The following is a 17,863-nucleotide window of genomic DNA, read 5'->3' on the forward strand; positions in this document are numbered from 1 at the left end:
TCTGACGAGTGCGGGTGACGCGGCCACTGCCGGGCACGCCGGTCGGGCTCCTGAGGACGGATGATCCCTCAGCATGACCGGCGTGACCGGCGCCGAGGAGCAGGTTCGGCGTCGACGCCGAACCTGCTCCTTGTTGTTGGACGAGGCATTTGCGCTGCTCCAGCCCTTGGTGGGTGGTACGCCGCGCGAAGGTCCCGGGCGTGCTCTGGTCGCCCGCGTCCGGCCACGGCGACCGGCCGCGCACGGCGTACGACGAGCAAGAGATCGCCGTGATGCGGCAGGGACGCCGATACCGCTGTCACATATCGAAGGGATCAAGGGTTCGGAACTACGATGCGGGGACGATCCCGTCGTCATTGGGCGGTGGAGTCGAGTCAGAAGGCGCCCACCATTGCTCGCCGTTGAATTCCGGTGATCGGCGAACGGAAGAGGGAGACCGCTTCGATCGAGCAGGGTATGTGGTGCCTTTTGTGTCTTTGCGGCCGATTCGCGTCGATATGGTGGCCACATCCGCGGACGTGTACGCCGTGCGGGCGCCAGAAATAGACATATCGGCAGCCTCGGCTAATGCCCTCAGCCTGTAAGGCTCTGGCCGAACGAACTCCCTGGCGTATGCGACTATCAGCCGCATCTGTTGCTGTATATCCCTTTTTTGCGCGGCGAGCTCGTCGAGCTTCGCGAGGACGGGGTCTTCTGAGGTGGAGGCGCGTGCCGCCATCATCAGGTCCGCCGTGATCGTGCGTCGCTGCTCGCGTAATGCCTTCAGACGGGCCTCATGCTCCTTTGAGTCTTCGTCTGTACCGATGGTGATGTTCGGGATGAGGATCTTGGCGAGTTCGTGTGCGATTTCTTCCACGCGGTGCAGCATCCAGCAAAGAGTGCAGAGATCGCAAGAACTTCTTCAATGTGCACGCGGGGTGCGGGGTTGTGGGGAGAGATATTCCCCACCTGGAGATGCGCTCTCTCCCTCTCTGGTGGATAGAAGCGCGCTTGCGGTAGTAATCGCATGTCGGCGCTGAATGATCTTGTGTAATTCTCGACGTACGCGCAGGTGCGGCATAAAGGGTCGCTCGCAAGGCGAGCGGCCCTTCTGTCTGTGGCAGAAAGGCCGCTCTCGCGGGTCCTCGATTCACTCATACGAAGGGAATCCGCTGTGAAGAGACTACTCGGAAGGCATCACGAGCCGGAAGTGATGGAGCATGAGAAGGGCAAGCAACCACTCCCTCAGAGGTGGGTGGTCATTCTATTCGCGTCTCTGTTCGCGGGGATGATGGCGGGATCATCTGCCGGCTCGTCTACGGTTGGCGTCGCCACCGCTCTCACGATCGCCGGCTTCTTACACTCCGTAATGGGATAGCGTCCGGCCGACGAATCTGCGCACTCTTGCGGGTCGATCTCTTCTGGCGGGTGCAGAGTGCGTGCCCCCTGTCCTTGTAGCCATATGGCCTTACAAGGGCAGGGGGGTCGTCGTAGGGCCGGCATTCGAGCGCTCGCCCGCCAGGGCGGCGGCGAAACGGGCCGCGAGCGTCGCGACCGCGGCACGGAGTTCCGGCCCGCCATCGACGCGGAAGGCGAACGGCACTTGCGCCAACCACTCCTGCGCATACATCGCCGGATTGCTCGTGCTGCCGACGAGGACGCACCCGTCTCCTGAAGATTCAAGCCGTCCCATGGGAGGCCGGATGCACGGGGCCACCTCAGCCAGTGGGGCGTCGAACACAACGCGGGTGGGGAACTCCCACCCCGTGCCCAGGTTCTCCTCCAATGCTGCCACTGGGTCGAGGCCGTCGGGCGGCTCGAACCTGTGCGCGGTCTGCTGGACCGTGTGGACCCGGTCGACCCGGTAGGTGCGGATCGCGTCCGCGCGATGGGAGCGACACAGGAGGTACCAGCGTCCGTGGCGGGCGACGACCGCCCAAGGATCCACCTCGGCCTCCCATTCGTTGCCGGGCTCGCTTCGATACGTGATCAGCACGCGACGCCGGCTCGCGATGGCGGAGACGAGTGCGCTGGTGGTGGCGGGATCTGGCCGGGCCGAGTGCCGGTCGGGCGCGGCCGACGCATGCTCGCGCAGCGCGGCCGCTTGTCGACCGACGCTCTCGGGCAGTGCCCGGATGACCTTGCCCAGGGCGGAACCAACGACTTCGGCGGCTGCCGACGGGCCGTCGAGCACCGCCATGACCAGATTGAGTGCCTCGGCCTCCGTGAAGACCACCGGAGGCAGCCTCGTCCCGCGCCCGAGCCGGTACCCGCCGTAGGGCCCGCGGGCTGACTCGACGGGAATGCCCGCCTCGCGGAGGATTCCGACGTACCGGCGCGCGGCCCGCTCCGTGACACCCAAACTCGCCGCGAGTTCGTCGGCCGTCACGCCGGGGCGGGTCTGGAGGATCTCGATGGTACGCAGAGCACGTGCGGTAGGGCTGATATCGGTCGGCACACGAGCAGGTTAGGCGGTCACGTGATGAACCGGAAGTAGACCGTCCGGAATAGGTCCTAGCGTGAGGTCCATGACCGAGTTCGGCGAGCAGGACCTCACAGGAGCACGCTTCGAGCGCGTGAGACTCCGGGACGTCGCCTTCAGCCAGGTGTACCTCAATGACGCCCGCATGCGAGCGGTCGACTTCACCGGCGCGCGGATACTGCTCTATGCCGAACGCGATCTGACCTCACTGAAGAAAGGGAACTGATCATGGACATCCTGCTCATTGCCGGCTTGTGGCTCGACGGATCCGCATGGGACGACGTCGTGTCCGCACTCGAGCCACTCGGCCACCGCCCGGTGCCGATCACCCTCCCGGGCCAGGGTGACGGATCCGCGTCCGCCACGCTCGATGACCAGGTGGCAGCGGTGCTCGCCGCCGTGGACTCGGCGGCCGAAAAGCCCATGGTGGTGGGGCATTCCGCCGCCTGCACCCTGGCTTGGCTGGCCGCTGACGCGCGACCGGAGCAGGTCGCGAAAATCGCCCTCATCGGCGGCTTCCCGGCCGCCGACGGCGCGCCCTACGCCGACTTCTTCGAAGTGAAGGATGGCGTCATGCCCTTCCCCGGCTGGGGCCCGTTCGAAGGGCCGGACTCGGCTGACCTCGATGAGGAGGCCAAGCGAATCTTCGCGTCCGCTGCGATCCCGGTCCCCGAGGGAGTGGCCAAGGGCGTGGTGCGGCTGACGGACGAACGACGGTTCGACGTCCCGGTCGTACTCGTGTGCCCCGAATTCACCCCTGCCCAGGCCCAGGAGTGGATCGCCGCCGGTGACGTGCCCGAGCTCGCCAAGGCCAAGCACCTTGACTTCGTCGACATCGACTCAGGCCATTGGCCCATGGCCAGCAAGCCGATCGAACTCGCCCGGCTCCTGGCCGCCGAGGCCTGACATCGCGCCGGAACCGGGGGCAGCGCGAAAGGATTCAAGGATGTCGTACACGATCCGACCCCTGGACGCCGCTACGTGGGCTGCCTTCGCGGAGCTTGTCGAGCGCAACAACGGGATCTTCGGTGGGTGCTGGTGCATTGGCTTCCACCCGGAGGGCGGTCAGAAGGGGATCAGTCGTCGCGCGGTCAAAGAGGACCGAGTCCGGACAGGTCGCGCTCATGCCGCCCTCGTCCTCGACGAGGACGGCGCCGCACAGGGATGGTGCCAGTACGGCAGTCCCGAGGAACTTCCTGGCATCAAGCACAGGCGCGGGTACGAGAAGGACGCGCTGCGGCGTCCGGACTGGCGGATCACCTGCTTCTACGTCGACAAGAAACATCGCGGCCAGGGCATCGCACGGGCGGCCCTGGAGGGCGCTCTCGACCAGATCGCCCATGCCGGCGCCGGCCTCGTCGAAGCCATCTCCGAGGTGACGACCGGCCGCGAGGCGCCGGGCCGTTTCCTGTTCAGCGCGACCGTCGAACTTTTCGAGCAGTTCGGATTCACCCGCGGTCGGCAGGTCGGCAAGCACGCATGGATCGTGAGCAGGGTGGTCGATCCGGTGTGAGCGTCCGTCACCAGGCCGCTACCACGCTCTTCCGCATCCCAGATTCCGCCCGCTCATGCCGTTCGTGGGCAGGACAAGGAGGCGAAGTGCGATCAAGCCGGGGGATGCGCGCGGAGCCAGTCTGCCGCTCTGCGCGCTGATGCGCGGGACAACCACGCGTCCTGGACCACCTCGGCCAGCTCGTCCCGGGTGAGCTCACCGATCCGACTGCCCCGCAGCAGCACCGACGGGTGACCATTGAAGTGCGCGGTGGTGAAGAACTGCGACGCCTCGTCCTGAACCAGCGCCTGCTTGTCCGCCTCGGACTCGACCCAGAAGACGATCACATCCGCATAGCGCTCACCGGTGGCAGGGTCGACCGCGTCCGGCCGTGGGTTGCGGAAGAAGACGAACGACTTCCCGCCCACTTGGTAGACCGGATTGTCGCCTGTCCCGTACTCGACGGTGACGTGCGGCATGGCCAGAGCCAGCTCGTGCACGTCCTCGACGCGGGCGGGCCGGCTTCCGTTATCGTCAGACACGGCTCCAGCGTAGGCGGCTCCCGGCGGAAACGTCCGGCCAGGCTGGACTGCACGCGGTTCCCCAACATCACCGGCCGGAGCGGCCTCGAACGCACATGTCGCTCGGTCTCCGGACTGCCGTGTGTGGCGTTCGCCCCACCGATGCCGCCACCGAGCGTCATCGGTACCGGAATCTCAACGTCGGTGTAGTCGAGCAGGCGCAACCCCGCCCCGGCGAGGGGCAACTCCTGTACGGCCAGCGGCCGCCATCCAGGCGGCGCGGGAAACCGCTGCTCGAACGACTTGAACCACGCCGCCAGTGCGTCACCTGTCAGCGAGGATCGGCCTTGGAGAAGTCGTACAGAAGGAAGACCCCGTCTGGAGTCAGGACGCGGGCTACCTCGGCAAGGGCCGACGAAAGATCGGTGTAGTTCAGTGAGCCGGCGGCGGCGACCAGGTCAAACGACGCTGCGGCGAACGGCAGTCCCTCCGCTGCGCCGATGACGAATCGAGCGGATGGCGCGACGGATCGTCGATGCACCAGCATCGCTGGGACCGGCTCCAGGCCGATTACGCACTCGGCCAATGGCGCGAGCGCGGCAGTGGACACGCCGGCACCGCATCCGACATCCAGTGCTCGCCCGACCGGACGTCTAAGGCGAACCGACTTGAGGATCTGCTGATGCACCGGAGGACGGTCGAAGGCGTAGCCTGTCGCCAGTCGTTCGCTGTCGTAGGCGCTTGGCATGGCTCCTCCGAGATCGGCATCGGCTACACAAAGGGATCATGTCGCATGCTCGTTCAGTACGCATTCCCCTGTTCGGAGCGCTAGCGCCATGATCCCGGTCCCTCAAGCTGATGGCTGTATCCAGGCGGTGCCTTCCCCGGATCAGGTTGCCTCGCCCACGACGTGGAGGCGTTGATCGCTGGCTAACGATCAACAGCGCTGTATCAGAGCAGAGTGTCGAAGTCGCCAGCTTTGAGGCTGTTGACGAACGTCTTCCAGTCGGCCGGGGAGAAAAGCAGCTTGGGGCCGTTCGGGTCCTTGCTGTCGCGAACGGCGACTACCCCGGGAAGATTTAAGGCGACTTCGACGCACTGGCCGCCGTTGTCCGAAGAGCGCGATGACTTCCGCCATACGGCGGCGCTCAGGTCCATGCGCGTCTCGCTTCCTCGATCATTTTGAGGGATACGCGCTCAGGATAAGCCCATAGTCGTATCGCCTCATAGCGCTGCCAAATCGAAGTGACGATGTCATGGTCCGTCGTGATATGCGCCTGCGTCGGTGAGTCCGAACTGACGACATCGGGCTGGTCGTTCGGGAGCTTGGCGATCATAAAGGCCCCTGCCAGGCCCGCAACGCATTCCGGATCGACGACCTGGATGAAGACGGCAGGTCGCTGGGCCAGCTCCAGTACATGGCCGAGTTGCTCACGCATCACCTCAGCGCCCTGCTCACCTGTGTCTGTGTGCACCCGAGCCGGGACGCCACGGCGGTCTGCGACAGCTCCGCGGCCTCTCGTAGCCGCCGCATCTCGGCGCCGAATCGCACGCGCGGGGACCCCGGATCGAGAGACGGCACAACATGCATGACATTTCCTCGCTAATCAGAGAAAAACGGAAACCCTCTTTGGTCGACGACACCATTTAAACCACGCCTGACCAGTGGTTGTCATTATGCGTGTTGTCTTGGCTTGGTGGTCCGGCCGCCGGCTCGACGACAAGAAGTCATGCTAAGCGCAGCCCATCAATTTCTATGGCGGGAGAGAAATGGCGGCGTGCGAACAGTACGAGAGATTCGACCACCTCGCCCGGCTGGGCTGGGAGCTGCACGGTATGGGCATCCGCATCTCGCTGGTCGTCCCCGTGATCGGCCGGCCGGTTCTGGAGATGCTTTCCGGGAACGGCGCCACGGTCCACATCACCGCCATCCGCCGTCACCACGACTGGGTGTTCACCTGGCGGCCATGGTGGGCGCGGCTGTGGCGGCGCGACAAATGGGTGGTGGCCCACGCCGCCAATGCCGCCGACATCATCGCGGCGGAGGTGAACGCATGAAAGGGCCGCTCCGCCATTACCGCGACCGGCCCCGGACAGCATTCATGAACACGCCACATGTCACCTGGCGCAAAGAATTCCCGGTGGCGGCGATATCCGTTCCCGAGGCCCGAGGCTGGGCGAGTTCCCTGCTGTCCGTCGGTGGGCCGCCCCCGTTCCTCGACGACGTGCTTCTCTTGCTGAGCGAGGTCGTCACCAACGCCATCACTCATTCCGACTCCGCTCAGGTGGCGGTCCAGATCACCCGAACCGGCACGACCGTACAGGTGGAGGTGACCGACGCCGGATTCTCCAGCACCGCGCCTGTCGTACGCGCCCCGGCCCTCGACGACGACGGAGGCTGGGGCTGTGGCTGGTGGAGTCGCTCGCCGAGGAATGGGGATCCCGCCATGACGAGACCGGCGGGTCGGTCTGGTTCCGGCTGGCCGATTGATGCTTTGGCGTTTGACCCTGACGCTACGTCACCCCATAACGTCGCAAGCAGGCGTGGCGTGGCGGCTACGGAAATGATCAGGAGTGGGTGGTGCGTGTCCCGATGACCAGTTGTCCCGGGTGCGGGCTGGTGGCCCCGGCCACCGGTGGGCCGCTCCCCGATGAGCGCGGGGCGTCGGCCGAGTGCTGGGGGCGCTACGGCGAGTTGCTGGCGCGCTCGTACAGCGTCGCCGAGTATCGCCACGTCCACCAACTGGTCGTGGACTCCTACATCGCGCAGCACCCCGCCGCCGGCAGTCGGCGGGAGATCCAGAGCCTGGCCTTGTGCTTGATGACGTTGTGCCTGTTCGTCGAGGACGACGCGGAGCCGCGCGAGGGCCCGGCTCTGCACAAGCAGATGATGGCTGACCGTCCGGACTACTTCCACTGGCTGCGGCCGCCGCCGCTGCACGGCCTGATGACCGCCGTCGACGTACTCGCCGCCCGTGACGCCGCCGAGCATGAGCGACTGGTCTGGTCCTGGGGTCGCGACGTGTGGCGGGCCTGGGCGCCACACCACGCCACGATCCGCGGGTGGAACATCCGAGCCCTGTCGAGGCCGGGGGCCTGAGCGCGGCCGCCCCTCCGGCTTCGCGAGCCGAGCCGAGCCGTGTCATGCCGAGCTGGACTGAGCTCGAGTGTCATACAACTTGGTCCGAGATCATTGACGGCATTTGTGATGATCCTTATGGTTTGCCCTGTTTGATCATTATTTGAACAGGGGTCTCTCATGCGGGTGATCGCGGGTTTGGCCGCACTCCGGAGGATGGTGGTCGGTGCCCGCTGACACCCCGATCGCCGAGCTGATCGAGGCGGCGGAGGACGGGCCGGAGGTTCCCGAGACGTTCGGGCGGCTGTTGCGGGAGAGCGAGCGGCTGCTGAAGGAGGCCCCCGGCTCGGCCGACGCCCACTACGTGCGCGGCTACGCTCTCTACCTGCTGGGCGCCCATGCCGAGGCGCGGGCCACCTTCGAGCGGGCGGAGCTGCTGCGGCGCGGGCATCAGTGGGCGCTGTTCCACCTCATCGTGCTCGCCTACCGCGACGGTGACCACGGTGCGGTGCTCGGCGCCTTCTCCCGGCTGGAGCGCGCCTACTTCGAGGGCGAGGACAAGCTCTGGCGCTACCTGGTGGCCTGGGAGTACGCGCTGTGCTCGGCGGTCCGGCTCGGACTGGACGAGCACGCCGCCGCCCGCCTGCCGGAGCTGATCACCGACTACACCGACCGCCAGGACGACCCCGAGGAGATCCTGGAGCGGCCGGGCAGGCTGCTCCAGCTCTACGGCGAGCAGCCCGAGGGGCCGCTGCGCGACCTGCTGCGCGAGCAGCTCGCCCGGCTGGTGCCCGGCGGCTGGATCCGCCCGGACGAGCTCTAGCCTTCCAGCCCAGCCCAACCCGGCTGCCCGGCTCGGCAGCGGGTCGGCTTTCTAGCCCAGCAGTGTGTCGCCCCGGTGCCCGCCGGGAGACACACCGGGTGGGCACGCCCACAGGCCTGACCCCACGTGCCGGATGTAGGTCGAGAGCCGGTCGCCGGTGGCCGGCCTGCGCTGCACGGGCACGTACTGGCGGCGCGGGTCGAGCTGGTAGGCCAGGAAGAACAGGCCCGCGTCGATGCGTCCCTGGATGACGCTGCCGTTCACGAAGGAGTAGTCGCGCCGCATCAGCCGTTCCGCCGCGCCGGCCACCACGCCCGCGCCAGGGACGGTCAGCAGCCCGCGCCTGCTCAGTCTCCCCACCGGACCTCCATCCGAAGATCTTGACCTTGTCCTGCCGCCCGGCAGGCGGATCAGCGGCCGGACCTGCGAAACAGGTGGCAGATCTTGCCGCCCTCCGAGTGTTTTCGCAGCTCAAGCCGGTGATTCGGCTCGCATGGGGTGGCGCAATCTCCGCGTTATCCCATTTTCCCTACTCATTTAGTAGGTTTGGCGGTATGAAACGGGTGGCGGTCGACGATCGGCGGTGCCGGGCGGATCGTGCCCGGCAGGTGGCCGACCTGTTGAGAAGGCAGATCATCCACGGCGGCTTCCCTCACGGGCAGTTGCCGCTGGAGGCGGTGCTCGCCCGCGAGTTCGACACCTCGCGCAACACCGTCCGGGAGGCGCTCGACCTGCTGCGCGAGGAGGGCCTGGTCGAGCGGAGCCCGGGCGTGGGCACCACTGTGGTGGCCGAGAAGTACCCGCATGGGCTGCATCGCCTGCTCGGTCTGGCCGAGACCCTGCACGAGCACGGTCAGGTGACCAACCAGGTCCGCACGATGACCCTCATAGAGCCGCCCGCTCCGGTCAGCCACCGGCTCGGGCTCGCGCCCGGTGAGCAGGTCGTCTACCTGGAACGGTTGCGCAGCCTGAACGGCCTGCCCCTCTCGCTCGACCTCACCTATCTCGTACGCGACGTCGGCGAACCGCTGTTCGACGCGGACCTGGCGAACAACGACATCTTCGTGCTGCTCGAACAGATCTCCGGGCAGCCGCTCGGCATGGCCGAGCTCACCCTCGAAGCCGTCAACGCCGACCCCCACACCGCCGCCGCGCTCGGCACGCCGCGCGGAGCCGCGCTGCTGATGGTCGAGCGGCTCACCCATCTGGCCGACAGCAGGCCGGTGGACCTGGAGTTCATCCGTTTCAGAGGCGACCGGCTGACGATGCGCGGCCATCTGCGCCGCACCGAGGACAGCCGACAAGAGGACCGCCGGCAAGAGGACAGCCGAAAAGAAGACAAGGAGCAGGCATGGCCCTGATCACCCAGCGCGTCGAGGTCCCCGTGACGATCGACGAATCCCTGTGCATCGACGGCTGCACGCTGTGCGTCGAGGCGTGCCCGCTCGACTCCCTGGCGATCAGCGACGAGACCGGCAAGGCGTACATGCACGTCGACGAGTGCTGGTACTGCGGCCCCTGCGCGGCCAGGTGCCCCGTGGACGCGGTCACCATCAACATGCCCTACCTACTGCGATGAAGGAGAACGCTGTGCGCAAGGCCCTGATGGCGGTGCTCCTGCTGGCCGCCACCGCCTGTTCGGTCTCCGGCGCCACGGGCGGCGAGGGGAAGACGAAGCTCGTCGTCGGCTACCAGTCCAAGACCATCAACACCGTGACAGCCGGCACCCTGCTGCGCTCGCTCGGCTACCTCGAGAAGCGGCTCGGCGACAAGTACGCCGTCGAGTGGCAGGACTACGACACCGGCGCCCCCATCACCGCCAAGATGGTCGCCGGGAAGATCGACATCGGCTCGATGGGCGACTATCCACTGCTGATCAACGCCTCCCGCACCCAGTCGATCCCGGCGGCCCGTACCGAGTTGATCTCCATCACCGGCTACAACGCGCGCGGCGGGCTGAACATGGTCGTCGTCCCGCCCACGTCGAAGGCGCGGACCCTGGCCGACCTCAAGGGCGCCAAGATCTCGGCCAGCGTCGGCTCGGCCGGGCACGGCACGCTGGTCCAGGCGCTGGAGAAAGCGGGGATCACCGACGTCGAGACGGTCAACCACCAGCCCGCGGTCGGCGCGGCCCAGCTCGAGTCGGGCGGCGTGCAGGCGTACGCGCAGTTCGTGGCCTGGCCGGGGCTGCTGGCCTTCCAGAACAAGGCCCGGCTGGTCTACGACGGCTCGGCTCTGGACGTGCCGACCTTCCACGGTGTGGTGGTCCGCCAGGCGTACGCCAAGGAGCACCCGGAGATCGTGGACGCCTTCCTCAAGGCGCAGATCGACGCCACCCGCTACCTGCACGAGCATCCGCTGCAGGCCGCGGAGTCGGTGGCCCGCGCCACGGGCCTGCCGCCCGAGGTCGTCTACCTGTACAACGGCCGGGGCGGCATCGCCACCTTCGACGTCACGCTGAAGCAGTCCCTTCAGGCGGCGCACGAGCACGACGTGACCTACCTCAAGCGGATCAGCGCCGACTTCTCCGGGGTGAACGTCGCCTCCTTCGTCAACGACGCCTACCTCCGCAAGGCGTACGGGCCGGCCTACGACGCCGACCGGGCCTCGACCGTGAACCCCGCCCCGATCACGGGGAACGACACCGTCTGCGGCGTGGCCGTCGACGATCCCAAGACCGCCTCGGAGCTGTGGCTGAACGGGGAGAGCCAGACCCTGGCCGCCGCCACGCCGACCTGCCTGCTCCGGCAGGTGGCCGCCGCGAAACAGCCGGTGCGGGCGGCCTACGTGCCTGACACCGTCACCGGGACCAGGTGGTTCGCGGGCAAGTCCGTCTGGCTCCGGGATCCGGCCGCCGCCGCGAACGCCAGGTTCCTGCCCTTCACCACCGAGGAAGGGGCCGACGCCTACCGCAAGGAGCACCCGAAGACCGAGCCCGTCGCCTATGAGGCCGCGTTGAAGGGAGCGGGAGGTGACGCCCGATGACCACGGAGACAGAAGCCGGCACGACGCCTTGGACGGCCACGCCTGCGGCCACGACTCCCGTGCGGAGCCGGGCTCGGGGCGGTGCGGGGAAGGGGCGGCGGTGGGCGGTCAGGGCGGCCTCGCTCCTGGCCGTGGCCGGCCTGTGGCAGCTCCTCACGGTCACCGACGCGCGTCTCTGGCTCAGGTTCGACCGGCTGCCCACGCTCGACGAGATCGCCGTGCGGTTCGCCGGGCAGCTCTCCACCCCCGTGTACTACCTCGACCTCCTGCAGAGCCTGATCAGGATCCTGTCCGGATTCGGCCTGGCTGCGGTCGCCGGGATCACCGTGGGCCTGCTGGTCGCCAGATCCCGCGGGACGGGGGACGCGCTGCTGCCGCTGCTCGAAGCCGTCCGCCCCATTCCGGCGATCGCGCTGGTGCCGGTGGCGATCCTGCTGTTCCCCACCGACGAGCAGGGCATCGTGTTCATCACGTGCACCGCCGCCTTCTTCCCGATCATGGTGAGCACGCGGCACGCCGTGCGGGCGCTGCCCACGCTCTGGGAGGACGCGGTCAGGACGCTCGGCGGCGGCCGGCGCCACGTGCTCTGGAACGTGGTGCTGCCCGGCATCCTGCCCGGCGTGTTCGGCGGGCTCTCCGTCGGCATGGGCGTGGCCTGGATCTGCGTCATCTCGGCGGAGATGATCTCCGGAGAGTTCGGGGTCGGCTACCGGACCTGGATGTCGTACACGATCGTCGACTATCCGGCCGTCTTCGTCGGCATGATCACCATCGGCCTGCTCGGCTGGCTCACCTCGGCCGCCGTCGAGCTGGTCGGGCGCCGGATGACGCGCTGGCTGCCCCGGGCGGAAGGGAGCAGGTCGTGACCCTCGGCCTCACTTTGGAGTCCCTGTCGCTGGGGTACGCCCGAGACCCGGTCCTGAGCGAGCTCGACCTGGCGGTCCGCCCCGGCGAGGTGCTGGTCGTCGTCGGCGCGTCGGGCTCGGGCAAGTCCACGCTGCTGCGCGCGCTGGCCGGGCTGCTGCGGCCGTACGGAGGAAGGATCGTCGCGGACGGCGAGGAGGTCGCGGCCACCTCGCCGGACCGCGCGATGATCTTCCAGGACGACGCGCTGCTGCCGTGGCGGTCGGTTCTGGGCAACGTGGAGCTGCCGCTGCGCATCCGTAAGCTGCCCAGGCGCGAGCGGCGGACCGCCGCGCGGGCCTGGATCGCCCGCGTCGGCCTGGCCGGGCACGAGGACCGGCTGCCGCGCGAGCTGTCGGGCGGCATGCGGCAGCGCGTGCAGCTCGCCCGCGCGCTCGCGGGAGCCCCCCGCGCGGTGCTGATGGACGAGCCGTTCGGCGCGCTCGACGCCCAGACCCGCGCCGAGATGCAGGCGCTCCTGCTCGACGTGCTCGAAGACACCAGGGCGACGGTCATCTTCGTCACCCACGACGTGGACGAGGCGCTCCTGCTCGCCGACCGCGTGGTGGTCCTCGGCCGCGGCGGCCTCCGCGCGGTGACCGAGGTGCCGGGGCCCCGCGACCCCGGCGCCGACAGAGCCGGGCTGCGCGCCCAGATCCTCAAGGAGCTGTGAATGGACATCCCCTCGATCGAGGACGCCCTGCGCCTGGAGTGCGAGGTGCTCGTCGTCGGCGGAGGCACCGCGGGCACGATGGCCGCGATCACCGCCGCGGAACAGGGCGCGCGGGTGCTGCTGCTGGAGAAGGCCCACGTACGGCACAGCGGCGCGCTCGCCATGGGCATGGACGGCGTCAACAACGCCGTCATCCCCGGCAAGGCCACCCCCGAGGACTACGTCGCCGAGATCACCCGGGCCAACGACGGCGTCGTCAACCAGAAGACGATCTACCAGACCGCGACCAGGGGCCACGACATGGTCCGCCGCCTGGAAAGCTACGGGGTGAAGTTCGAGAAGGACGAGCACGGCGAGTACGCGGTCCGCAGGGTCCACCGCTCGGGCAGCTACGTGCTCCCCATGCCGGAGGGCAAGGACGTCAAGAAGGTCCTCTACCGGGTGCTGCGGCGACGCGACATCCGGGAGCGGCTCCGCATCGAGAACCGCGTCATGCCGGTCAGGGTGCTCACCTCGGAGGGCCGGGCGGTCGGCGTGGCCGGGTTCGACACGCGTTCCGGGCGTTTCGTCACGGTGAGCGCCGGTGCCGTGATCCTCGCGACCGGCGCCTGCGGCCGGCTCGGCCTGCCCGCCAGCGGCTACCTGTACGGAACGTACGAGAACCCGACCAACGCCGGCGACGGCTACGCCATGGCCTACCACGCCGGGGCCGAGCTCAGCGGCATCGAGTGCTTCCAGATCAACCCGTTGATCAAGGACTACAACGGGCCGGCCTGCGCCTACGTGGCCAACCCGTTCGGCGGCTACCAGGTCAACAACAAGGGGGAGCGGTTCGTCGACTCCGACTACTGGTCGGGCCAGATGATGTCCGAGGTGTCCGCCGAGATCGCCTCCGCCCGGGGGCCGATCTACCTCAAGCTCTCCCACCTGCCCGACGAGACGGTCACGGAGATCGAGAACATCCTGCACACCACCGAACGCCCCACCCGTGGCACGTTCCACGCCGGGCGCGGCCACGACTACCGCAGCCACGACGTGGAGATGCACATCTCGGAGATCGGCCTGTGCGGCGGGCACTCGGCGTCGGGCGTGTGGGTGGACGAGCACGGCGCGACCACGGTGCCCGGCCTGTACGCGGCCGGCGACCTGGCCTGCGTCCCGCACAACTACATGATCGGCGCCTTCGTCTTCGGCGACCTGGCCGGCGCCCACGCGGCCGAGCACCACCGACGCGCCGGGGCGCTGCCGGAGGACCAGATCGCCGCCGCGCACGAGCTGGTCTACCGGCCCCTGCGCAACCCGGACGGGCCGCCGCAGCAGCAGGTGGAGTACAAGCTGCGCCGCTTCGTCAACGACTACGTCGCCCCGCCCAAGACCGGCGCCAAGCTCGAGATCGCGCTGGAGTCCTTCGAGCGGATGCGCGACGAGATCGCCGCGATGGGCGCGCGTACCCCGCACGAGCTCATGCGCTGCGCCGAGGTCGACTTCATCCGCGACTGCGCCGAGATGGCGGCCCGTGCCTCGCTCACCCGTACCGAGAGCCGATGGGGCCTCTACCACGAGCGCGCCGACCAGCCCGGACGCGACGACGAGGGGTGGCTGTTCCACCTCAATCTCCGCCGGCGCGACGGGGCCATGGAGTTCGTCAAGCGCCCCGTGGAGCCGTACCTGGTGCCGGTCGAGGAGTTCGCGCCGGTCGCCGCCGCGCCGGTGGTGCTGGGCGCCCGGACCGCGACCGCGGTGCGCCGCCACGAGGTGCGCCGGGAGGCCCGCGCCGCGGTCGGCCGCTCGCCGCGCATCCTCGAACTGCACCGCCTCGCCGAGGAGCAGCCGTCGGTGGCACGGCTCGCCCCCTACCTCGCCGACGCCGACCCGAAGGTACGCCGGGCCGCCATCGCCACGCTCACCGAGACGGTGCCGGAGGGGACGGGCCTGGCCCTGGCCGGCGCCCTCGCCGACGAGCACGGCACCGTGCGCCGGGCGGCGGCCACCGGCCTCAGGGAGCTGGTCGAGGTGCTGCCGGCCACGCCCGAACTCGGCGCGGCCGTGACCGGGTGCCTGTCCGGCGGGGACGCCATGGTCCGGGCCACCGGGCTGGAGGTGCTGCGCGCGATGCGGCTCGGCGACACCGGGACGTTCCAGGCGGCGCTGGCCGACCCGGACCACCGGGTACGGATCGCGGCGATCCGCGGCCTGGTCTCCCTCGACGAGGCCGGCCCGGTGGCCACCGCGGCGACGGACACCTCCAGGGAGGTACGCGTCTGGGCGGCCAAGGGGCTGGGCCTCATCGGCAAGCCGTCGGCCGCGCTGGCGGCTCTCGCGGGCGACGCCGACCCGCTGGTCAGGGCCGCCGCTCTGGAGTCGTCGGGCGAGGTGGGGACGCCGCTGGCTGCCGCGGCCGTCCGGGGGCTGGGCGATCAGGACTGGCAGGTGCGGGTGGGGGCGGCGCGCTGCCTCGCCGCGGCGGACCCGGCCACGGCGCGGCGGCCGCTCGTCGGAGCGCTCGCGGACCCCAACCTCGACGTGCGCAAGGCCGCCGTGCTCGCGCTCACGCCGTGGGCCGCCGCCCCGGAGGTGGCGGACGCCTTGCGGGCCGCGCTGGCGGACTCCGACGCCGACGTCCGCTCCTACGCCAGAAAGGCCCTGGCCGACTAGCACCAACAGGTGAAGGGCCGGTCGTCGTGATGTCGGCGGTCGGCTCGTCTCCCGGCGTGGAACGGCATGGAACGCCTCACATAGTGAGCGCGAGAAAAGCCAGAGCCGCACTCCACGATAGGAGAGTCGCATTGCGTCGTGTCGTCACGATCGCCCGCCATCAACGCGGGCCGTCGGCAGGGGTGTGTCAGCGAAGGGAGTGCTCCACGGTAGGGGGGACGACGGTGCGGAGACCGGTGCGACAAGGCTCGCCCGTCAAGCGTGCCGCCATCGTAGGGGCGGCGCTTGAGGCCTTCCTCCAAGAAGGATTCGCCCGGACCAGTGTTGACACCATCGCGACCAAGGCTGGTGTGTCCAAACGCACCATCTATGACTATTACCTGGACAAAGAGCAGCTCTTCCTGTCGGTGATCCAGGAGGCCGGCGCCACTCAGAGCGCGGAGTTCGCCGACCTGCTCGACCGCACCCTGGGCCAGGTGCATGACCTGGAGGCCGCCCTGCTGGCCTTCGGCCGCGAGTTCGCCCACACCGTGGTCCGTTGCCCCGAACGTTCGGCGATCAGGAGATTGATGATCGCCGAGGCGGTGCACTTCCCCGAGCTGCTGGACGGCCGGCGTCCCGTCGAACCGGCTCACCGGGCGCTGGCCGCGCGCCTGGCACGGCTGGGCGAGCAGGGCCTGCTCGACGTACCGGACCCCATCGTCGCCGCGGAGCACCTCGGCGTGCTGGTCGCCAGTGTGCTGAGCGAGCGATCACTGTTCGGCGCGGCTCCGCTCGGAGAGGGTGAGATCGAGAAGGTGGTGGTCGATGGGGTGAAAGCATTTCTCCGCGCTTATCGCACGAAACCGGATACTCCGTAAACCCTGTTTCGGAGCTGCGCCGGCCATCGAACCGGCTCCTTAATTTCCAAACCGCTGGACACTCGCGTTCTGGGAAACTAACTTCCTCGCTCGGGGGCATTCTTCTCAATAGCCACATATGTCCCGACACCATCGGGAGGGGGAACCTACATGGAGATCACGATCACGCAGGTAGAGGAAGTAGAGCTCACTTGCGGTAACAGCAACAGCTGAAACTCATCGCGGGATTGGTGACCCGCCTGTCGCCAATCCCGTGCCGTGTCCCCCGCTTGGAGCGGATATTGACTCGTGTTCTGGTCAACCCGGCGTTTCCGCTGTTCATTGACGACCATCAGGAACTCGTCCGGCTGGGCGACCTGCCGGGAACGGGAAAGGTGCTCCAGTCCGCCGCCCCCGCCCTGCGCGAGCTGGTACGCCGGTGCGCCTCCACCGCGCTGCCCCGCGACGAGCTGGTCAGCCTCACGGCTGGGATCGGCGGCGTCACGGCGGCCGAGGTGGACCAGGCCATCACCGCCCTGCTCACGGCCCGGATCCTGGTCGAGGAGCAGGAGGTCGAGCTGCTGACGCGCCACGGGCCTTCGTCGCGGCAGGCGCTGTTCTTCTCCATGTTCCAGCCCGCGTCACGGGCCGCCGAGATGATCGGGGACCTCGCCGAGCGTACCGTGGCCGTCCTCGGCGTCGGCGGGATAGGCGGCTTCGTCGCCCTGCAACTGGCGACGGCCGGGGTGGGGCGGCTGCGGCTCGTCGACCAGGACGACGTCGACGAGTCCAACCTTCACCGCCAATACCTGTACAAGGCGGAGGACGTCGGTGACCCGAAGGTGGACACGGCCGCCCGCAGGCTCGTGGAGCACAGCCCGGCGCTCAAGGTGGAGACGCACCACCGCACGCTGACCGGCGCCGGGGACGTCGCGGACGTGGTCGCCGGCGCGGACCTGGTCATCGCCACCGCCGACAGCCCGCAGCCGCAGATCCGCCGCTGGACGAACGCCGGTTGCCTGGCCGCCGGGGTGCCGTTCCTGCCGGGCGGGTTCACCCAGCACCTGGGCATCGCGGGGCCGCTGGTCGTGCCGGGGAGCTCGGCCTGCCTGGCCTGCCTGGACGAGGAGCTGCGGGTCCGCAACGGAGGGCGGGAGCTGCCCGCCGTACAGAACCAGGGGCGGATCATCCCGGCGTTCGGCCCGCTCTGCTCGATCGTGGCCGGCTTCCTCGCCGCCGAGGCGGTCCGCTTCCTCACCGGAGTGGTCCCGGCGGCCCTGGCCGGCCGGGTGGTCCACTTCGACCTCCTGACGATGATGACGGCGGAGCGGTTCGTCACCCGGCTCGACGCCTGCCAGGTCTGCGGTGATCCGGCCGAGAGCGCGAAACGTCCCGCACCAGGCACGTGACGCGGCGGCGCGCGCTTGAGAGG

The 17,863-nt window shown here is 68.8% G+C and carries 23 protein-coding genes; 15 read left to right on the top strand and 8 right to left on the bottom strand.

Annotated elements, in window-relative coordinates; all coding sequences use genetic code 11:
• Positions 1-328: 328 nt before the first annotated feature.
• Together AB0F17_RS17825 and AB0F17_RS17830 are read right to left on the bottom strand one after the other, a co-directional pair.
• Entirely contained in the window at positions 329-868 is a 540-nt protein-coding gene (locus AB0F17_RS17825) for a hypothetical protein (RefSeq protein WP_358023606.1), read from the bottom strand.
• A gap of 579 nt (positions 869-1,447) precedes the next feature.
• The gene (locus tag AB0F17_RS17830) at positions 1,448-2,437 is read right to left on the bottom strand and encodes a WYL domain-containing protein (RefSeq protein WP_358023609.1); all 990 of its coding nucleotides are present in this window, start codon (positions 2,435-2,437) and stop codon (positions 1,448-1,450) included.
• Between the two features lie 70 nt (positions 2,438-2,507).
• On the opposite strand from AB0F17_RS17830, the gene AB0F17_RS17835 reads away from it, so the two are divergent.
• Genes AB0F17_RS17835 through AB0F17_RS17845 form a run of 3 tightly spaced genes read left to right on the top strand, consistent with a single transcriptional unit; the run spans position 2,508 to position 3,974 of the window.
• Positions 2,508-2,687, top strand: coding sequence for a pentapeptide repeat-containing protein (locus AB0F17_RS17835; protein ID WP_358023612.1), 180 nt, complete (start codon positions 2,508-2,510; stop codon positions 2,685-2,687).
• Positions 2,688-2,689: 2 nt separating this feature from the next.
• Entirely contained in the window at positions 2,690-3,367 is a 678-nt protein-coding gene (locus AB0F17_RS17840; RefSeq protein WP_358023615.1) for an alpha/beta hydrolase, read from the top strand.
• Positions 3,368-3,407: 40 nt separating this feature from the next.
• Positions 3,408-3,974 carry a GNAT family N-acetyltransferase gene (locus AB0F17_RS17845; protein WP_358023618.1) on the top strand — a complete coding sequence of 189 codons (567 nt, stop codon included), beginning with the start codon at positions 3,408-3,410 and terminating at the stop codon, positions 3,972-3,974.
• 92 nt (positions 3,975-4,066) lie between these two features.
• Here the strand turns inward: AB0F17_RS17845 and AB0F17_RS17850 are convergent, their stop codons facing one another.
• The 5 genes from AB0F17_RS17850 to AB0F17_RS17870 all read right to left on the bottom strand — a co-directional run bounded on the left by AB0F17_RS17850 (position 4,067) and on the right by AB0F17_RS17870 (position 6,065).
• The gene (locus tag AB0F17_RS17850) at positions 4,067-4,495 is read right to left on the bottom strand and encodes an MmcQ/YjbR family DNA-binding protein (RefSeq protein ID WP_358023621.1); all 429 of its coding nucleotides are present in this window, start codon (positions 4,493-4,495) and stop codon (positions 4,067-4,069) included.
• 310 nt (positions 4,496-4,805) lie between these two features.
• On the bottom strand, positions 4,806-5,222 hold the full coding sequence (locus tag AB0F17_RS17855; RefSeq protein ID WP_358023625.1) for a class I SAM-dependent methyltransferase: 417 nt from the start codon (positions 5,220-5,222) through the stop codon (positions 4,806-4,808).
• Positions 5,223-5,425: 203 nt separating this feature from the next.
• On the bottom strand, positions 5,426-5,632 hold the full coding sequence (locus tag AB0F17_RS17860; RefSeq protein ID WP_358023629.1) for a DUF397 domain-containing protein: 207 nt from the start codon (positions 5,630-5,632) through the stop codon (positions 5,426-5,428).
• On the bottom strand, positions 5,623-5,949 hold the full coding sequence (locus AB0F17_RS17865) for a Scr1 family TA system antitoxin-like transcriptional regulator (protein WP_358023632.1): 327 nt from the start codon (positions 5,947-5,949) through the stop codon (positions 5,623-5,625). The genes AB0F17_RS17860 and AB0F17_RS17865 overlap by 10 nt, the downstream gene beginning before the upstream one ends.
• Complete coding sequence (locus AB0F17_RS17870; RefSeq protein ID WP_358023635.1) at positions 5,913-6,065, bottom strand: helix-turn-helix transcriptional regulator; 153 nt, start codon at positions 6,063-6,065, stop codon at positions 5,913-5,915. The genes AB0F17_RS17865 and AB0F17_RS17870 overlap by 37 nt, the downstream gene beginning before the upstream one ends.
• Positions 6,066-6,244: 179 nt before the next feature.
• Here AB0F17_RS17870 and AB0F17_RS17875 point away from each other — a divergent pair, with 179 nt between their 5' ends.
• The 4 genes from AB0F17_RS17875 (at position 6,245) to AB0F17_RS17890 (ending at position 8,376) form a co-directional block, all read left to right on the top strand.
• Complete coding sequence (locus AB0F17_RS17875) at positions 6,245-6,532, top strand: hypothetical protein (protein ID WP_358023639.1); 288 nt, start codon at positions 6,245-6,247, stop codon at positions 6,530-6,532.
• Between the two features lie 44 nt (positions 6,533-6,576).
• Entirely contained in the window at positions 6,577-7,071 is a 495-nt protein-coding gene (locus AB0F17_RS17880) for an ATP-binding protein (RefSeq protein ID WP_358023642.1), read from the top strand.
• A complete protein-coding gene (locus AB0F17_RS17885) occupies positions 7,056-7,574 on the top strand; it encodes a DUF5946 family protein (protein ID WP_358023645.1) in 519 nt (172 codons plus the stop codon). Before AB0F17_RS17880 ends, AB0F17_RS17885 begins: the two co-directional genes overlap by 16 nt.
• 205 nt (positions 7,575-7,779) lie before the next feature.
• A complete protein-coding gene (locus AB0F17_RS17890) occupies positions 7,780-8,376 on the top strand; it encodes a hypothetical protein (RefSeq protein WP_358023649.1) in 597 nt (198 codons plus the stop codon).
• Between the two features lie 51 nt (positions 8,377-8,427).
• Here the strand turns inward: AB0F17_RS17890 and AB0F17_RS17895 are convergent, their stop codons facing one another.
• Complete coding sequence (locus tag AB0F17_RS17895; protein ID WP_358023651.1) at positions 8,428-8,736, bottom strand: hypothetical protein; 309 nt, start codon at positions 8,734-8,736, stop codon at positions 8,428-8,430.
• Positions 8,737-8,930: 194 nt separating this feature from the next.
• Here AB0F17_RS17895 and AB0F17_RS17900 point away from each other — a divergent pair, with 194 nt between their 5' ends.
• The 8 genes from AB0F17_RS17900 (at position 8,931) to AB0F17_RS17935 (ending at position 17,840) form a co-directional block, all read left to right on the top strand.
• Positions 8,931-9,737 (top strand): GntR family transcriptional regulator, encoded by an 807-nt coding sequence (locus tag AB0F17_RS17900; protein ID WP_358023653.1) that lies wholly within the window; start codon positions 8,931-8,933, stop codon positions 9,735-9,737.
• A complete protein-coding gene (locus tag AB0F17_RS17905) occupies positions 9,728-9,955 on the top strand; it encodes a 4Fe-4S dicluster domain-containing protein (RefSeq protein ID WP_214635861.1) in 228 nt (75 codons plus the stop codon). The genes AB0F17_RS17900 and AB0F17_RS17905 overlap by 10 nt, the downstream gene beginning before the upstream one ends.
• An 11-nt stretch (positions 9,956-9,966) precedes the next feature.
• Entirely contained in the window at positions 9,967-11,361 is a 1,395-nt protein-coding gene (locus AB0F17_RS17910) for an ABC transporter substrate-binding protein (protein ID WP_358023656.1), read from the top strand.
• A complete protein-coding gene (locus AB0F17_RS17915; RefSeq protein WP_358023658.1) occupies positions 11,358-12,227 on the top strand; it encodes an ABC transporter permease in 870 nt (289 codons plus the stop codon). Before AB0F17_RS17910 ends, AB0F17_RS17915 begins: the two co-directional genes overlap by 4 nt.
• Positions 12,224-12,937, top strand: a complete 714-nt coding sequence (locus AB0F17_RS17920; RefSeq protein WP_358023661.1) for an ABC transporter ATP-binding protein — start codon at positions 12,224-12,226, stop codon at positions 12,935-12,937. Before AB0F17_RS17915 ends, AB0F17_RS17920 begins: the two co-directional genes overlap by 4 nt.
• Positions 12,938-15,592, top strand: a complete 2,655-nt coding sequence (locus tag AB0F17_RS17925; protein ID WP_358023664.1) for a fumarate reductase/succinate dehydrogenase flavoprotein subunit — start codon at positions 12,938-12,940, stop codon at positions 15,590-15,592.
• A gap of 29 nt (positions 15,593-15,621) precedes the next feature.
• Entirely contained in the window at positions 15,622-16,452 is an 831-nt protein-coding gene (locus AB0F17_RS17930) for a TetR/AcrR family transcriptional regulator (protein WP_358023879.1), read from the top strand.
• Between the two features lie 281 nt (positions 16,453-16,733).
• A complete protein-coding gene (locus AB0F17_RS17935) occupies positions 16,734-17,840 on the top strand; it encodes a TOMM precursor leader peptide-binding protein (RefSeq protein WP_358023667.1) in 1,107 nt (368 codons plus the stop codon).
• Positions 17,841-17,863: the final 23 nt, after the last annotated feature.

The organism is Nonomuraea sp. NPDC026600 (genome assembly GCF_040638335.1).
Lineage (GTDB): Bacteria > Actinomycetota > Actinomycetes > Streptosporangiales > Streptosporangiaceae > Nonomuraea.

What these genes read in the sequence shown, in the direction of transcription:
- AB0F17_RS17855 (WP_358023625.1), bottom strand. Translation starts at nt 5,222, where the DNA reads ATGCCAAGCGCCTACGACAGCGAACGACTGGCGACAGGCTACGCCTTC.
- AB0F17_RS17845 (WP_358023618.1), top strand. Translation starts at nt 3,408, where the DNA reads ATGTCGTACACGATCCGACCCCTGGACGCCGCTACGTGGGCTGCCTTC.
- AB0F17_RS17905 (WP_214635861.1), top strand. Translation starts at nt 9,728, where the DNA reads ATGGCCCTGATCACCCAGCGCGTCGAGGTCCCCGTGACGATCGACGAA.
- AB0F17_RS17840 (WP_358023615.1), top strand. Translation starts at nt 2,690, where the DNA reads ATGGACATCCTGCTCATTGCCGGCTTGTGGCTCGACGGATCCGCATGG.
- AB0F17_RS17880 (WP_358023642.1), top strand. Translation starts at nt 6,577, where the DNA reads ATGAACACGCCACATGTCACCTGGCGCAAAGAATTCCCGGTGGCGGCG.
- AB0F17_RS17875 (WP_358023639.1), top strand. Translation starts at nt 6,245, where the DNA reads ATGGCGGCGTGCGAACAGTACGAGAGATTCGACCACCTCGCCCGGCTG.
- AB0F17_RS17860 (WP_358023629.1), bottom strand. Translation starts at nt 5,632, where the DNA reads ATGGACCTGAGCGCCGCCGTATGGCGGAAGTCATCGCGCTCTTCGGAC.
- AB0F17_RS17930 (WP_358023879.1), top strand. Translation starts at nt 15,622, where the DNA reads ATGTCGGCGGTCGGCTCGTCTCCCGGCGTGGAACGGCATGGAACGCCT.
- AB0F17_RS17825 (WP_358023606.1), bottom strand. Translation starts at nt 868, where the DNA reads ATGCTGCACCGCGTGGAAGAAATCGCACACGAACTCGCCAAGATCCTC.
- AB0F17_RS17870 (WP_358023635.1), bottom strand. Translation starts at nt 6,065, where the DNA reads ATGCATGTTGTGCCGTCTCTCGATCCGGGGTCCCCGCGCGTGCGATTC.
- AB0F17_RS17925 (WP_358023664.1), top strand. Translation starts at nt 12,938, where the DNA reads ATGGACATCCCCTCGATCGAGGACGCCCTGCGCCTGGAGTGCGAGGTG.
- AB0F17_RS17915 (WP_358023658.1), top strand. Translation starts at nt 11,358, where the DNA reads ATGACCACGGAGACAGAAGCCGGCACGACGCCTTGGACGGCCACGCCT.
- AB0F17_RS17835 (WP_358023612.1), top strand. Translation starts at nt 2,508, where the DNA reads ATGACCGAGTTCGGCGAGCAGGACCTCACAGGAGCACGCTTCGAGCGC.
- AB0F17_RS17900 (WP_358023653.1), top strand. Translation starts at nt 8,931, where the DNA reads ATGAAACGGGTGGCGGTCGACGATCGGCGGTGCCGGGCGGATCGTGCC.